This is a genomic window from Rhodococcus sp. Leaf225, from assembly GCF_001426145.1.
Lineage (GTDB): Bacteria > Actinomycetota > Actinomycetes > Mycobacteriales > Mycobacteriaceae > Rhodococcoides.
Map to the genome: position 1 here is coordinate 328,722 of NZ_LMRN01000012.1, position 14,850 is coordinate 343,571.

Genomic DNA, 14,850 nt, shown 5'->3' on the forward strand with positions numbered 1-14,850 from the left:
GCGGAGGCGGCGCGTCGGGCAGGATCGAGGCCGTGCCCCGCTTCTCCCCCACCACTCCCGACGCGGTGGTGGACCACGTCGTGGACCGCATCGACGCCGTCGACGGACGGTGTGTCGTGGCCGTCGACGGTGCGGACGCCGCCGATCCGGTGGCCTTCGCTCAGCGCGTCGTGGCCCGGCTCCGCGCGGACGGCCGCGCCGCCGATCTCGTCTCCCTGCACGACTGGGTGCGGCCCGCGTCGCTGCGACTCGAGTACGGGCACGAGGACGAACTCTCCTACCGCACCCTGTGGTTCGACTACGACGCACTGACGCGTGAGGTGATCACGGCGGTGCGCACGCGCGATCAGTGGTTGCCCGCGCTGTGGGACGAGCGGTCCGATCGCTCCGCTCGCGCTCGGCCGCGAACGGCGGCGCAGAATCAGGTGGTGGTCGTCGCGGGCCCCATGCTGCTGGGGCGTGGCCTCGATCTCGACGTCACGGTGGCGCTGACGCTCACCGAGCGCACCGCGTCGCGCCTCACCCCGGAGGCCGAGCGCTGGACGGTGCCTGCCCTGACGGCGCACGCGGAGCACGGCGAACGGGCGGACGTCGAGGTGCGGATGGACCACCCCGACCGCCCGGCCCTGCTCGTCGAGCGCTGACCACCCCCGCAGACCGGAGGTGGTGTCAGATCACCAGCCGCGCTCGGCGAGGCGGTGCGGCTGCGGGATCTCGTCGACGTTGATGCCGACCATGGCCTCGCCCAGGCCGCGGGAGACCTTGGCCAGCACGTCCGGGTCGTCGAAGAAGGTGGTCGCCTTGACGATGGCGGCGGCGCGCTGCTCGGGGTTGCCGGACTTGAAGATGCCGGACCCGACGAAGACACCCTCGGCACCGAGCTGCATCATCATCGCGGCGTCCGCCGGGGTGGCGATGCCACCGGCGGTGAACAGGGTGACGGGGAGCTTGCCCGCGCGGGCGACCTCGACGACGAGATCGTAGGGAGCCTGCAGCTCCTTCGCGGCGACGTACAGCTCGTCCTCGGGCAGCGACGTCAGGTGGCGGATCTGGTCACGCAGGGTGCGCATGTGCGTGGTCGCGTTGGACACGTCACCGGTGCCGGCCTCGCCCTTCGAGCGGATCATGGCCGCGCCCTCGGTGATCCGGCGCAGCGCCTCGCCGAGGTTGGTCGCACCACAGACGAAGGGAACCGTGAACTTCCACTTGTCGATGTGGTTCGCGTAGTCGGCGGGGGTCAGCACCTCGGACTCGTCGACGTAGTCGACGCCGAGGCTCTGCAGGATCTGTGCCTCGACGAAGTGGCCGATGCGCGCCTTCGCCATGACGGGGATGCTGACCGAGGAGATGATGCTGTCGATCATGTCGGGATCGCTCATCCGCGAGACGCCGCCCTGTGCGCGGATGTCCGCGGGCACCCGCTCGAGAGCCATGACGGCGACGGCGCCGGACTGCTCGGCGATCTTCGCCTGCTCGGCGGTGACCACGTCCATGATGACGCCACCCTTGAGCATCTCTGCCATACCGCGCTTGACGCGGGCGGTTCCGGTGGACGGAGTGGCGTCCTGCTCGGACGGGAGGGTGGTGGTCACGGTGATCTCCTCAGGCATGCGGGAATGTGTGCACCGCGAGCCTAGGCTCGGCTGGACCTCGTCGCGATAACCACTTCGACCGCACTGGCCCGCTATGGCTGCCATCACACCAGGTCAGTGGATGGCGCGCACGTCCGGATCGGTGCGGAGAGCCAGCACCGTGTCCGCCTCGTCGAGCAGCTCCGCCATCGCGCGCGGATAGACCGCGTCGCCCGAGGCGGCCAGTGACCGGATCTCGTCCGCCGTGCACCAGCGATGTCCGGTGACGACGCGACGCTCGAGCTCCGTGAAGCCCGTGCGCACCGGCTCGAACGCCTCGGCGCGGAGAGCGAAGAACAGCTCCTCCGACCGGATCACGACACCGTCGAAGGAGAACGTCGCGGTCCGACGCCACATGGGCCCGCGCAGGTCCTCCGCCGAGGCGACCATGCCGGTCTCCTCGCGCAGTTCGCGAACGGCGGCGTCGCGCAGGGTCTCCCCCACCTCGACGCCCCCACCGATGGTGAACCAGAAATGCACGTCGGGCACCGACGGATCGTGACCCCGCAGCAGCAGCACGCGGCCGCGCCCGTCGAGCAGCACGACGCGCGCCGAGGTCCGGGTCGACGCGCCCTCGACCTCCTCGAGGGTCGCCTCGCTCTCGGAGAGCTCGAAGTAGGTCGGCATCGCGGCCGTCCCGCCGAGTCGGAGCAGGCGGACGGGTCGACGCGATCGCAGTGCGACGGTGTCGCGGACCGCGTCGTTGTGGAACCGCCGGGCGATCTGCACCCGCGCCTCCGCGTCGGCGAGTTCGGAGATCATCTGCGGGTTCAGCCGGGCGAGGTCGATGCGGCCCAGCGCGACGGACACCGCGTTCTCGGCGCGCTCCCGGTCGGCTCGCTCCGCCCGTTCCGCCCGATCCGCGAGCGTCGTCAGGGTGCGGCTCTCCACCGATCCCGGCGCGTCCAGGGCGGCGGCGACCGCACGGGTCACCACCGACCGACGGGCCAGGGCGGCCTCGAGGGACTGCCAGGACCGGTCCGAGCGCACGTGCAGTCGGTCGAGACGGTGCGCCGTCGAGTACGCCCACAGGCCGAGGAGCAGGACCAGCAGTGCCACGACCACGACGGCGGCGGCCACCCAGAACGTCATCAGTCGATCACCTTCACCGTGCGACCGGCCACCGCGACCGCCTCGTACACCCGGACGATCTGCTCCGCGACGACCGGCCAGTCGTAGGACACGGCGGCGCGGCTCGCCTGACGCACCAGGTCGGCCCGCTCGTCGTCGTTCGACAGCACGCGGATCACCGCGTCCGCCATGGCCTCGGAATCGCCCACCGGGAAGAGCACACCGGCCGTGCCGTCCCGCAGCACGCGGCGGAACGCGTCCAGGTTGCTCGCGACCACGGGCGCGCCCGCTGCCATGGCCTCCACCAGCACGATGCCGAAGCTCTCGCCGCCGGTGTTCGGAGCACAGTAGATGTCGGCGCTGCGCAGTGCCGACGCCTTCTCGGCGTCCGTCGTCTGGCCGAGGAAGCGGAAGTGCTTCGCCAGATCGCCGGCCTCTCGGCACAACTTCTGCTCGTCGCCGCGGCCCACGACCAGCACCTCGATGTCCGGGAACACCGCGGCGATGGGCCGGAGCGCGGCCAGCAGGGTCTGCATGCCCTTGCGGGGCTCGTCGTAGCGGCCGATGAACACCAGCGTCCGGCCCGGCCGGGGATACCCGGGCAGCAGGGGCGCCGTCGCGAACGCGGGGACGTGGACCCCGTTGGGGATCTCCACCGCATCGGACCCCAGTGCCTCCACCTGCCACCGTCGCGCCAGCTCCGAGACGGCGATGCGCCCGGCGATCTTCTCGTGATACGGGCGCAGCACGCCCTGGAAGGTGCTCAGCAGCAACGACTTCGTGGTCGAGGCGTGGAACGTGGCCACGATCGGACCGTCCGCGATCTTCAGCGACAGCATCGACAGACTGGGCGCATTCGGCTCGTGGATGTGCAGGACCTCGAACTCGCCCTTCTCGATCCACGCCCGGATGCGGGTGTAGGTCACCGGACCGAACGCCAGGCGCGCCACGGAGCCGTTGTACGGGAAGCTCAGGGCCTTGCCCGTCGAGACGACGAAGTCGGGCAGCGCCGTCTCGTCGCTCGCCGGAGCCAGGACGCTGACACGGTGACCGCGCTGGATCAGTACCTCGGCCAGCTCCGCGACGTGCGCCTGCACACCACCCGGGACGTCGAACGAGTACGGGCAGACGATGCCGATCTTCACCGGTCGGCCTCACCGGTCATACGGTCACGCCGACCCTGTGAGAGGTCGTCCCACCACAGCGGCTGCAGCATGTGCCAGTCGGCCGGATGCGCGGCGATGTTGGCGGCGAAGTGGTCGGCGAGCGACTGGGTGGCCTGCTCGACGCCCGCGGAGACGTCGATCGGGGGCTCGATCGAGAAACCCCAGCCGGTGGGGGTGAACCAGCAGTGCACCGGCAGCAGAGCCGCACCGGTGTCGATCGCGAGACGCGCGGGCCCGGCCGGCATGCGGGTCGGCTCCCCGAAGAACGTGACGGGCACCCCGTGGCGGGCGAGGTCGCGCTCACCGAGGAGGCACACGACCTTACCGTCTCGCAGGCGCTCGGAGAGTTGCTCGAACGGTGGGCGTTCGCCGCCGCTCAGCGGGAAGATCTCGAACCCGAGGGACTCGCGGTACGCGACGAAGCGTTGGTAGAGCGACTCCGGCTTCAGCCGTTCGGCCACCGTCGTGAACTGGCCGCGGGTGCGCGTGAGCCAGACGCCCGCCATGTCCCAGTTCCCGCTGTGCGGGAGCGCGAGCACGGCGCCGCGGCCGGACGCCAGCGCCGCGTCCAGATGTTCCTGGCCGACGACGGCGTCGTCGATGGCCGCGGCCTGGGCCGCGAGATCCATGGACGGCAACCGGAACGCCTCGCGCCAGTACCGCGCGTAGGAGCGCACCGACGCCTGCACGAGGTCGTCCGGTACCGCGTCCGCGGTGGTGCCCAGCACGCGGGCGAGGTTGCGGCGCAACTGCTCCGGTCCTCCGTTGCGGCGCGCGGCGAGGTCGGCGCCGGCGTCGAAGAGTCGGGTCGCGACGCCGTCGGGCAGCGCCCGGACGACCCGCCATCCGGCGATGTATCCCGCGGCGCCGAGCCGCTCCGACAGACTCATCCAGCCGTGCTGTCCGGCTCGATCCGGTTGGCCTTCGGCTGGATCGGAATGATGTCGCGGGCACCGGCGGAGTTGCGGACGGCCAGTACACGCTGGAACACCGTGACGATGCTCGCCGCGGCCAGAAAGTACGTCGCGACGGGCAGAGCGAACTGCAGCCAGGTGAGATCGGCGAGTTGGCCGATGCCGGTGAGCCCGGATCCGACGAGGACGATCACCAGGCGGTCCGGACGTTCGATCAGGCCACCGTCGGCGGACAGTCCGCTCGCCTCGGCACGGGCCTTGGCGTAGGAGATGACTTGCGACGTCACCAGACACACGAGCATCGCGACGAACAGCGGCCGATCGTTCTGGTGGAAGACCGCCCACCACGACAACCCGGCGAAGATGGCGCCGTCGGCCACGCGGTCGCACGTCGCATCGAGCACGGCGCCGTACTTGCTGCCGCCGCCCCGCGCACGTGCCATCGCACCGTCGAGCATGTCGAACATGACGAACAGCCAGATCACCAGCGTGCCGATGAACAGATGGTCCGCGGGGAACAGCGTGATCGCGGCGACGACGCTCGCGACGGTGCCGATGATGGTGACGGAGTCCGGCGTGAGACCCGTGCTGTTGAGGGCGCGGCCCAGCGGCGCGGTGACCTTGGACGCTGATGCCCTACCGAAGATGCTCAGCACGACGGAGTCAGTCCTTCCACGCGGCGGCGAGCAACGCGCGAGTGTCTCGGAGGAGTTGCGGCATGACCTTCGCACCGCCGATGACGGTGATGAAGTTGGCGTCACCGCCCCACCGCGGGACGACGTGCTGGTGCAGGTGCTCGGCGAGCGAACCGCCTGCGGGCGCACCGAGATTGAGACCGACGTTGAACCCGTGCGGGCGTGAGACCCGCTTCATCGTGCGGATCGCGTGCTGCGTGAACCGCATCAGCTCCACGCTCTCCTCGTCCGTGAGGTCCTCGAGGTCGGCCACCTTGCGGTACGGCACCACCATCAGGTGACCCGGGTTGTACGGGTAGAGATTCAGCACCGCGTACACGTGCTCTCCGCGCGCGACGATGAGCCCGTCCTCGTCCTCCAGCGTGGGGATCTGGGTGAACGGCTCCGACGCCATCTTGTCGTCGACCTTCGGAGCCGTCGCGATGTAGGACATCCGATGCGGCGACCAGAGCCGCTGAAGGCGGTCCTCGTCACCCGTCCCGGTGTCCACGATGGCTCCCGCGTCGGCGGTGGCGTCGTCCTCGCTCATGCTCCGTCACTCCCGCCGGGGATGGTGTCGAAGGTGTCCGCCGTCGGGGACTCGTTGCGGCGCTGCGCCACCCAGGAGGAGACCGCCGTGACCGCGTCGTCGACGGGGACACCGTTGATCTGGGTGCCGTCGCGGAAGCGGAAGCTCACCGCACCGGCATCCGCGTCGTTCTGCCCGGCCAGCAGCATGAACGGCACCTTCTGCGTGGTGTGGTTGCGGATCTTCTTCTGCATGCGGTCGTCACTGGCGTCGACCTCGGCGCGGATGCCCGACTTCCGCAGCGCGGCGATCACACCGAAGAGGTGGTCCGCGTACGCCTCGGCGACGGGGATGCCCACCACCTGCACGGGGGCGAGCCACGCCGGGAAGGCACCCGCGTAGTGCTCGGTCAGCACACCGAAGAAGCGTTCGATGGAACCGAACAGTGCGCGGTGGATCATCACGGGGCGCGTCTTCACACCGTCGCTACCGGTGTACTCGAGGCCGAAACGATCGGGCAGGTTGAAGTCGAGCTGAATGGTCGACATCTGCCATGTCCGGCCGAGCGCGTCCTTCGCCTGCACCGAGATCTTGGGTCCGTAGAACGCGGCGCCGCCCGGATCGGGAACGAGGTGCAGCCCGGAGGCCGCGGCGACCTCGGCGAGGGTGGCGGTGGCCTCCTCCCACACCTCGTCGGAGCCGACGGACTTGTCGGGGTTACGGGTCGACAACTCGAGGTAGAAGTCGTCGAGGCCGTAGTCCTTCAGCAGTCCGAGGACGAAGTTCAGGGTGTTCGTGAGCTCGTCGTGCATCTGCTCACGGGTGCAGTAGATGTGCGCGTCGTCCTGCGTCATGCCGCGCACTCGGGTCAGCCCGTGGATGACACCCGACTTCTCGTAGCGGTACACCGACCCGAACTCGAAGAGCCGCAACGGGAGCTCGCGGTACGAGCGACCGCGGGAGTCGAAGATCAAGTTGTGCATCGGGCAGTTCATCGGCTTCAGGTAGTAGTCCTGGCCGGGCTTGCGCACCGTGCCGTCTTCGGCGAGTTCCGCGTCGAGATGCATCGCGGGGAACATGCCGTCCTTGTACCAGTCGAGGTGACCGGAGACCTCGTACAGCGTGCTCTTGGTGATGTGCGGTGAGTAGACGAACTCGTAGCCCTGCTCGACATGGCGCTGGCGCGAGTAGTCCTCGAGCTCCTTGCGCACGATGCCACCCTTGGGGTGGAAGACCGGCAGGCCGGATCCCAACTCGTCGGGGAAGCTGAACAGATCGAGCTCCGACCCCAGCTTGCGGTGATCGCGACGCTCGGCCTCCGCGAGGAGCTCGAGGTACGCGTCGAGCGCCTCCTGCGACTCCCAGGCGGTGCCGTACACGCGCTGTAGATCAGCCTTCGACTGATCGCCGCGCCAGTACGCGGCCGAGCTGCGGGTGAGCTTGAACGCCGGGATGTACTTGGTGGTGGGCACGTGCGGTCCGCGGCACAGATCGCCCCACTCGCGATCGCCGGTCCGCGGGTTCAGGTTGTCGTAGGCGGTGAGCTCTCCCCCGCCCACCTCCATGACCTCGGGATCGTCGACCGAGCCCTTGTCGTCGACGAGTTCGAGCTTGTACGGCTCGTCGGCCAGCTCGACCTTGGCGGCGTCCAGGGAGTCGTAGACGCGCCGCGAGAACCGCTGACCACTCTTGATGATCTGCTTCATCTTCTTCTCGAGCTTGGTCAGGTCCTCCGGAGTGAACGGGTTCTCCACGTCGAAGTCGTAGTAGAAGCCGTTCTCGATGGGCGGGCCGATGCCCAGCTTCGCGTTCGGGAACATCTCCTGGACCGCCTGGGCCAGCACGTGCGCGGCCGAGTGGCGGATGACGCTACGGCCGTCCTCGCTGTCGGCGCGCACGGGCTCGACCTCGGTGTCCGCCTCGGGCGCCCACGACAGGTCGCGGAGTCGACCCTCCTCGTCCCGGACCACCACGATGGCGTCCGGCCCCTTGTTGGGAAGGCCGGTGTCGCGCAGCGCCGTTCCGGCGGTCGTCCCTGCGGCCACGCTGATGCGAGGTGCGAGGACAGCGGAATCGGGCATGCTCACGGTGATGCGCTCCTACGGACGTGGGTCGGTGCCGCCCGGGTGGGGCGGCGGCGACAGGTGTGGGTCGGGTGTCGTGCACAGCGTATCGGCATCGGGGACGCGGCAGACACCTCGCCCGAACGCCTGGCGCGTCAGAGAAGCGCCGACCACCGTCGGGCTCTGTCCTCGGGGGTGCGACGCGGACAGCTGACGCACATGTCGACCCCGGCCTCGAAGACCAGACAGCACGATCCACGACGGACGACACGGCGCGAGTGCGCATCCGGCGCACTCGCAGTCGCCGGTGTGACGATCGCGTCCGCCGTCACGTCCACGAAACGCGGTTCGGGGAACCGGTGCGTCCGAGCCTGCGACGTGAGGAGCCGCGCCATCGCGGTGGCGTCGGCCACGCGTCCGAGTGCGGAGGCCACGTCGAGCACCCGGTTGGCCACGGAGTCCGAGGCGATCGCCCACAGGCTCGGTGCGGACAGCCCCGGCACGCGCTGTGCGAGCCCCCCGACCAGGCGTTCGACCAGGTCCGCCACGACTGTGTCCGCCGACGTCGCCACCGTGGGCGACGTCAGTGCGGCAACGGTCCCGGTGTCGCCGATCGCCACCACCGCATCGGGAGCCGTCGGGTCGACGCAGTGCCCGGTGACGAGCATCTGAGCGCCGAGGACCAGTGCGAGCGTCGAGCTGGAGCCGTACCACCACAGCGTCGCGCACGTGGTGTCCGAGACGTCGGGCCACCGCGCGGCGGACCGAGCCAGTGCGACGTCCAGCAGCGCTGGATCGGGGATGTCCCAGCCGTCCCCGGGCGGGACCACCATGAGGTTCGCGGTCCACGGCAGCGCCTTCGCGGTGCGCGTGACGACGTCCGCGGCGGTCAGAGTGGGCTCTGCAGCCACGCCCAGTCCAGGCCCACCCAACCGGCGACCAGCTCGAGGGCGCCGAGCAGCCACAGCGTGGCGAGCACGACCACGGTGGTCAACAGTGCGCCGAGTCCCTTGACGACGATGTTCTGCCGACCGAACCACTCCATGAACGTGTCGTACCGGGCCCGCACCCAGTGCAGGACGGTCTTGGCCCACGCGAACTCCGAGGCGAGGATGCCGAGACCGGCGAAGACGATGAGCCATCCGGGACCGGGATACGGGATGGCGACGATGCCGAGGGCGAGGACGACGGTTCCCACCGCGGCCACCGCGATGCGGTACGCACGATCCACGGTCGGGCGCGAGGCGATGCCGTCACGCCACTCGCGGTACCGGCTGCGCTCCTCGCGCCCGCGGCTGCCGCGCTCACGCGATCCGGAGTCCGTCACCGCGGACGGGTCGGCAGTCGCTGCGCGCTCTGCGGGGGCGACCCTGTCTGCGGGGGCCTTGTCGGTACTCACCAGGTCACCATACCCGGGGACACCGGCCTCGGAACGGCGAAAGGCCCCCGCTGCAGCGAGGGCCTGTCGTCTTCTCTGTGGTCCCGGCTGGGATCGAACCAGCGACCTTCCCGGTGTGAACGGGACGCTCTTCCACTGAGCCACGGGACCGGGCCGCGTGCGAGCACGCCGTCCGAACGAGGGGAAACGTTAACACGTCCCCGAGGGTGCTCCCAACACGGACCCCGACCCGCGCCGGCCACCGCTGCGGCCGACCGACCCTGCGGCGGTCGTGACAGGAGTGACGGCAGGGAAACACGGTGTGAACAGCGGATTTGTGACTTCCGGCCGACGTGGGCTAATGTTTCGAACCGCACCACGGAGGCGGAAACGCCACCGAGGAGTGTGCGGACGTGGCGCAGCTGGTAGCGCACAACCTTGCCAAGGTTGGGGTCGCGGGTTCGAATCCCGTCGTCCGCTCGAGGGTATCGAGTCCCCCGGTTCTCACGAGCCGGGGTTCTCGTCACCACGGTGGAGTGGCCGAGTGGTGAGGCAACGGCCTGCAAAGCCGTGCACACGGGTTCGATTCCCGTCTCCACCTCGTCACCCGTCACCGGGTCCCGCGCGATTAGCTCAGCGGGAGAGCGCTTCCCTGACACGGAAGAGGTCACTGGTTCAATCCCAGTATCGCGCACCACCACACGAAGCCCCCGTCCTCGGACGGGGGCTTCGTGCATTCCGCCTCATCCCACTCGGTACCGCTCGAACAGCTCGTCGAGGTGCCGCGTCGTCGTCTCGTCGTCGACGTAGTCCACCTCGTCGCGCGTCGTCACGTGCACGTGATCGTGGGCGTACTGGATCCACTCGAAATCCGCCACCAGCTGATCGCTGCCGTACGCGCCCGCCTCGTCGACGGCCTTCTGAACCGCTGCCTTGACCCGGTCCACGCGACCCGTGAAGTACTGCACCGTCATCTGTTCGCTCATGTCGATCCTCTCGTCGTCGCCACGCTGCGGCGTCGTGACCCCGCGCCATCGTTCGTCGTTCATCCTCCGCCTACCCGATCGTCCGGTGTCGTGAACGACACGTCTCGGACGTCGGGAGTGAGAAGACACAACGGCGATCGCCCGCCGATCACCCGAATCGCCGTGTGCGTCCGGCGCAGGGTGATTGACTTGCCTCATGCCTACCTGGGGTTGGTTCGTCGTGGCTCTCGTGGTCATCGATCTCGCCGTCGTCGTCACCTGGTTCGCGCTGCGACACCGCACCGCCGCCGCACGGACGGAGACCGTCGACCGTCATCCCGTCGACGCCGAGACGCACACCGCCGTGGCCGCTCTGGTGCACGCGCGCAAGCCGGCGCAGGCGATGTCGCTGCTGCGCGATCGCACGGGAATGCCTCTGCGACAAGCGAAGAACGTGGTGGACGCCGTGGAGGCGACGGACCGCCCCCACGCCGCCCACCCTCGATCGGCCTGACGGGTGGCGACACAGCCCACGAGACGCGCCACGCACGCCGACGTGCCGGCCCTCGCCGATCTGGCGGGACGGACCTTCCCCCTGGCGTGTCCACCCGGAACGCTGCAGGAGGACATCGACCATTTCGTGGCGACCGTGCTGTCGGAGTCGGCGTTCCGAACCTACCTCGACGACGACGAGCGCATCGTGCGGGTCGCTCCGCAGGGCACGGCACTGGTCGGGTACACGATGCTGATCCTGTCGGCGTCGACCGACCCGGACGTGTCGAGCGCCCTCACGGCCACGGACGCCGTGGAGGTGAGCAAGATGTACAGCGCCCCCGCCGCCCACGGCACGGGAGTTGCTGCAGCACTGATGGAGTCGGCCGCGGACGAGGCTCGACGGCTCGGACGCAGCGCGCTGTGGCTCGGAGTGAACCAGCAGAACGCCCGCGCGCTGGCGTTCTATCGGCGCAGCGGTTTCCGGCAGCTGGGAGAGAAGCGTTTCGCGCTGGGAGCCGTGCTGCACGAGGACTTCGTCATGCAGCGCGACCTCACCTGACGCCGACTCGGACGGTAGCGACTCAGACGGAGGCGAAGCGCGAGAGCGCCAGCAGACGCGACGTCGCGCGCAGGTACTTCTTCCGGTACCCGCCCTGGAGCATCTCCTCGGTGAAGAGCTCGTCGAGCTTCGCACCCGACACGGTGACCGGCGTACCCGCGTCGTAAAGGCGGTCGGCCAGCACGACGAGGCGCAGCGCCACGGACTGGTCGGGTGCCGCGTGGACGTTCTCGATGAAGACGGCCGTGACACCCTCGATCAACTTCCCGTAGCGCGACGGGTGCAGGGTGCTCAGATGCTTCACCAGCGCGTCGAAGTCGTCGAGCGTCGATCCCTCGACGGCCGCCGCGGCGGCTTCGATCTGGTCCGCGCCGATCGGGTCCGGAGCCGGGGGCAGGTCGCGGTGCCGGTAGTCGGGACCGTCGACACGAATGGACTCGAAGATCGAGCCGAGCTTCTTGATCTCACGCAGGAAGTCCTGAGCGGCGAAGCGACCCTCGCCCAACTGGCCGGGCAGCGTGTTGGACGTCGCGACGATGGAGACGCCCTTGGCGGCCAACTCGGTGAGCAACCGAGACACCAACATCGTGTCGCCCGGATCGTCGAGCTCGAACTCGTCGATGCACAGCACGCTGTGCCCGGACAGCTCGTCGAGCGCCTTCGTGAATCCGAGAGCTCCGACGACGTGGGTCAACTCGACGAAGGTGCCGAACGCCTTGGGCTCCGGCGACGCGTGGAAGATCGACGCCAGCAGGTGGGTCTTGCCGACGCCGAACCCACCGTCGAGGTACAGACCTGCGCCGGAGGCCGGCGTCTTCTTGCCGAACAGACCGCGCTTCCCGCCCGACCGGATCTTCGCGACCTTGCCGGCGAACTCCTCCGCCTTGCGCACGGCCTCTGCCTGCGTCGGCTCGTTCGGGTCCGGGATGTAGGACGCGAAACTCACGTCGTCGAACATCGCCGGCGGCACCATCTGGGCGATCAGCTGGTCGGCGGGCACCACGGGATCGCGGTCGACGAGGCGTTGTGGCATGGGACGAGGTTAACGACGTGGTGTGATGGCTTTTGTGCAGCGTATCGATAATGGGACCTACCTCACAGTGACCGACGACGATCTCACCGACCTCTACGCGTATCCGGCCGAGCTCCACTCCCCCTGGATCCGCGTCAACTTCGTGGCGGGCATCGACGGTGCGGTGTCGCAGGACGGGGTGTCCGGTGGGCTGGGGACCCCTGCTGACAAGGCGGTCTTCGGCGAGCTCCGCTCGCTCGCCGACGCCGTCCTGGTGGGTTCGGGCACCGTCACGGCAGAGAACTACGGCGGTGTCGAGGTGTCCGACGCGGTGCGCGCCGCGCGCACCGCGCGGGGTCAGAGCGAGGTCCCTCCGATCGTCGTGGTGACCGGATCCGCGAGCGTCGATCCCGAGTCGACGGTGGTGACGGACGCGGAGGTGCCGCCGATCGTGCTGACCACCTCGCACGCGCCCGAGGACAAGGTGCAGGCACTGCGCGACGCCGGGCTCACCGTCGTCCGCGCCGACGGCGACCTCACCGGCGACGTCGTGGTCGCGCTGCTGCAGGACCTCGGCCTGCAGCGAGTGCTGTGCGAGGGCGGGCCCGGACTCTTCGGGTCGCTTCTCGCCGCGGATGTCGTCGACGAGGTCTGCGTGACCACCTCGCCCACCCTCAGCGCCGGGACCTCGGGCCGGATGGCGACGTCCGATGCCGCCGTCGACCGCCCGATGACCCCGGGCCACATCCTGCTCGACGACGACGGGACCATCCTGGTGCGCTGGGTGCGCGCGCGCGAGATGGCACGCTGAACGTATGCAGATGTCGAGGTTCGTGTCACGGCTCGCCGCCCTGACGGCCGTCGTCGTGGTCGCCGCCGCGTGCGGGGCCGGACCGTCGACCCGTCCGGACGTGGCGATCGAGGGTGGATCGGCCGGGTCCGACGGCGGGCCCGCGACGACCGAACCCACCGACGAGGGGCCACGTCCCCTCGAGGCACCGGTCACCGACCTGAACTGGACCGACTGCACGGCCCGCACCACCGCTGCTCGCGGGGTCACGGCCGCGCCCGGAGTGCTGGTGGACTGCGCGACCTTCCCCGCTCCCATCGACCGCACCGTCGCCTCGGACGGCACGTTCGAACTCTCCGCGGTCCGCGTGCGCACGGCCGCCACGCCGGCGGACGCGGCGCCGCTGGTCTACACGTCCGGCACCGATCGACCGTCGTCCGCGGACATGGCGGCGCTCGCCGCGCAGCCGGACACCGCGCTCCTCGACGCCCACCCGATCGTCGGCGTCGATCGGCGCGGCATCGGCAACTCCGCGCCGTTCGACTGCTACTCGGGTGCCACGTCCACCCGCGACGCGCTGACCGACCTCGGGCAGTACTCACCCGGCACCGACGCGGCGGACAAGGTCGCGACCCTTGCCCGCGACGCGACGATCGCGTGCACCGACTTCCTGCTTCCCGAGGCACTCATCTTCGGGGTCACCAACAGCGCCGACGATCTCGAGGCGCTCCGGGAGGCGTGGGGAGTGCGTGCCCTGTCGCTCCTGGGATCGGGCAACGGCGCCCTCGTCGCGCTCGGGTACGCGGCCGCGTACGGCGACCACGTCGCCCGCCTCGTGCTCGATTCCCCCACCAGCGTCATCACCGACGCCGTCACCAGCGCCGAGCAGACCGTGCGCGGGGAGGAGGCCGCCCTGACGGCGTTCGCCACCCGATGCGCCGCCGTCGGATGCTCGCTCGGGGCGGATCCGCGCTCACAGGTGGTGGAGTTGTTCCGCCGCGCCGACGCCGGTGATCTCGCACCGCTGTCCGGTGCCACCGTTCGACAGGCAGTCGTCCACCTGCTGGCGTATCCGTCCACCGGCGACGGCGCCGCGCGGGTGCGCTCCACGTCGGACACGGTGGCAGGTGCGCTCGCCGGGAACACCACCGCACTCGACGACGCGGTCGACGAGGTGCGTGCTCTGACCGAGACCGACGGTCATTTCGTGAGCCGCTGCACCGACGGCCAGCAGTGGCCCGCGCCCGACCGGGTCCGGGAGCTGCAGACGTCGTGGTCCGGCCAGTACCCGGCCTTCGGTGCGACGGCGGCGTTGAACCTGCTCACCTGCTCGGCGTGGCCGGCGACCACCCCGCCGCCCGTCCCCTCCACCCTGGGGCTCCCGGTCCTGGTGCTCAGCGGGAACGCCGACGCCGTCACCGGTACGGAGCCGCTTCCGGCGGTCACGGGAGCGTTGGGCGCGGCCGGCGCGGCCACCACGACGATCACCTGGGACGGCATCGGACACCCCGTGTCGGTGGGCTCGGGGTGCGGGCGCGCGGCCGTCGCGGCGTACCTCGAAACGGGCGACGTGCCGGAAGGCGGTAATGCGTGTCCGGCCTAG

16 protein-coding genes and 4 tRNA genes are annotated in these 14,850 nt (G+C 69.9%); 8 read left to right on the forward strand and 12 right to left on the reverse strand.

Annotation, left to right across the window (positions count from 1 at the left end; genetic code table 11):
- Positions 1–32: 32 nt before the first annotated feature.
- Complete coding sequence (locus ASG69_RS11210; RefSeq protein WP_200933804.1) at positions 33–644, forward strand: hypothetical protein; 612 nt, start codon at positions 33–35, stop codon at positions 642–644.
- 30 nt (positions 645–674) lie between these two features.
- Here the strand turns inward: ASG69_RS11210 and pdxS are convergent, their stop codons facing one another.
- The 10 genes from pdxS to ASG69_RS11260 form a co-directional block, all read right to left on the reverse strand.
- The gene (gene pdxS, locus ASG69_RS11215) at positions 675–1,610 is read right to left on the reverse strand and encodes a pyridoxal 5'-phosphate synthase lyase subunit PdxS (protein WP_051613209.1); all 936 of its coding nucleotides are present in this window, start codon (positions 1,608–1,610) and stop codon (positions 675–677) included.
- Between the two features lie 96 nt (positions 1,611–1,706).
- Positions 1,707–2,723 carry an NUDIX hydrolase gene (locus ASG69_RS11220; protein ID WP_027505221.1) on the reverse strand — a complete coding sequence of 339 codons (1,017 nt, stop codon included), beginning with the start codon at positions 2,721–2,723 and terminating at the stop codon, positions 1,707–1,709.
- The gene (locus ASG69_RS11225; protein WP_027505220.1) at positions 2,723–3,847 is read right to left on the reverse strand and encodes a glycosyltransferase family 4 protein; all 1,125 of its coding nucleotides are present in this window, start codon (positions 3,845–3,847) and stop codon (positions 2,723–2,725) included. The genes ASG69_RS11220 and ASG69_RS11225 overlap by 1 nt, the downstream gene beginning before the upstream one ends.
- A complete protein-coding gene (locus ASG69_RS11230) occupies positions 3,844–4,758 on the reverse strand; it encodes a phosphatidylinositol mannoside acyltransferase (RefSeq protein ID WP_056444780.1) in 915 nt (304 codons plus the stop codon). Before ASG69_RS11230 ends, ASG69_RS11225 begins: the two co-directional genes overlap by 4 nt.
- Positions 4,755–5,438 carry a phosphatidylinositol phosphate synthase gene (gene pgsA, locus ASG69_RS11235; RefSeq protein WP_056444783.1) on the reverse strand — a complete coding sequence of 228 codons (684 nt, stop codon included), beginning with the start codon at positions 5,436–5,438 and terminating at the stop codon, positions 4,755–4,757. Before pgsA ends, ASG69_RS11230 begins: the two co-directional genes overlap by 4 nt.
- A 7-nt stretch (positions 5,439–5,445) precedes the next feature.
- Positions 5,446–6,006 (reverse strand): HIT family protein, encoded by a 561-nt coding sequence (locus ASG69_RS11240; RefSeq protein ID WP_027505217.1) that lies wholly within the window; start codon positions 6,004–6,006, stop codon positions 5,446–5,448.
- Positions 6,003–8,066, reverse strand: a complete 2,064-nt coding sequence (gene thrS / locus ASG69_RS11245; RefSeq protein WP_056444786.1) for a threonine--tRNA ligase — start codon at positions 8,064–8,066, stop codon at positions 6,003–6,005. The genes ASG69_RS11240 and thrS overlap by 4 nt, the downstream gene beginning before the upstream one ends.
- Positions 8,067–8,203: 137 nt before the next feature.
- The gene (locus ASG69_RS11250; protein WP_056444789.1) at positions 8,204–8,959 is read right to left on the reverse strand and encodes a (2Fe-2S)-binding protein; all 756 of its coding nucleotides are present in this window, start codon (positions 8,957–8,959) and stop codon (positions 8,204–8,206) included.
- Positions 8,938–9,375 carry a TIGR02611 family protein gene (locus tag ASG69_RS11255; RefSeq protein ID WP_051613207.1) on the reverse strand — a complete coding sequence of 146 codons (438 nt, stop codon included), beginning with the start codon at positions 9,373–9,375 and terminating at the stop codon, positions 8,938–8,940. The genes ASG69_RS11250 and ASG69_RS11255 overlap by 22 nt, the downstream gene beginning before the upstream one ends.
- 150 nt (positions 9,376–9,525) lie before the next feature.
- A tRNA-Val gene (locus tag ASG69_RS11260) sits at positions 9,526–9,597 on the reverse strand.
- A 236-nt stretch (positions 9,598–9,833) separates the two neighbouring features.
- Here ASG69_RS11260 and ASG69_RS11265 point away from each other — a divergent pair.
- From ASG69_RS11265 to ASG69_RS11275, 3 genes are all read left to right on the forward strand, one after another.
- Positions 9,834–9,906, forward strand: a tRNA-Gly gene (locus ASG69_RS11265).
- 50 nt (positions 9,907–9,956) lie between these two features.
- Positions 9,957–10,027: transfer RNA gene (locus tag ASG69_RS11270), tRNA-Cys, on the forward strand.
- Positions 10,028–10,048: 21 nt separating this feature from the next.
- Positions 10,049–10,123: transfer RNA gene (locus ASG69_RS11275), tRNA-Val, on the forward strand.
- 46 nt (positions 10,124–10,169) lie between these two features.
- Here ASG69_RS11275 and ASG69_RS22770 read toward each other — a convergent pair.
- On the reverse strand, positions 10,170–10,412 hold the full coding sequence (locus tag ASG69_RS22770) for a hypothetical protein (protein ID WP_162246765.1): 243 nt from the start codon (positions 10,410–10,412) through the stop codon (positions 10,170–10,172).
- Positions 10,413–10,608: 196 nt separating this feature from the next.
- Between ASG69_RS22770 and ASG69_RS11285 the strand changes: the two genes are divergently transcribed.
- Positions 10,609–10,905, forward strand: coding sequence for a hypothetical protein (locus tag ASG69_RS11285; protein ID WP_162246766.1), 297 nt, complete (start codon positions 10,609–10,611; stop codon positions 10,903–10,905).
- Positions 10,906–10,908: 3 nt separating this feature from the next.
- The gene (locus tag ASG69_RS11290; RefSeq protein ID WP_056444792.1) at positions 10,909–11,445 is read left to right on the forward strand and encodes a GNAT family N-acetyltransferase; all 537 of its coding nucleotides are present in this window, start codon (positions 10,909–10,911) and stop codon (positions 11,443–11,445) included.
- A gap of 22 nt (positions 11,446–11,467) precedes the next feature.
- Here ASG69_RS11290 and zapE read toward each other — a convergent pair whose 3' ends face one another.
- Complete coding sequence (zapE, locus tag ASG69_RS11295; RefSeq protein WP_027505213.1) at positions 11,468–12,478, reverse strand: cell division protein ZapE; 1,011 nt, start codon at positions 12,476–12,478, stop codon at positions 11,468–11,470.
- Positions 12,479–12,503: 25 nt separating this feature from the next.
- Here zapE and ASG69_RS11300 point away from each other — a divergent pair, with 25 nt between their 5' ends.
- Both ASG69_RS11300 and ASG69_RS11305 read left to right on the forward strand, forming a co-directional pair.
- A complete protein-coding gene (locus ASG69_RS11300; protein WP_082544477.1) occupies positions 12,504–13,268 on the forward strand; it encodes a pyrimidine reductase family protein in 765 nt (254 codons plus the stop codon).
- Between the two features lie 4 nt (positions 13,269–13,272).
- A complete protein-coding gene (locus ASG69_RS11305; protein WP_056695774.1) occupies positions 13,273–14,850 on the forward strand; it encodes an alpha/beta hydrolase in 1,578 nt (525 codons plus the stop codon).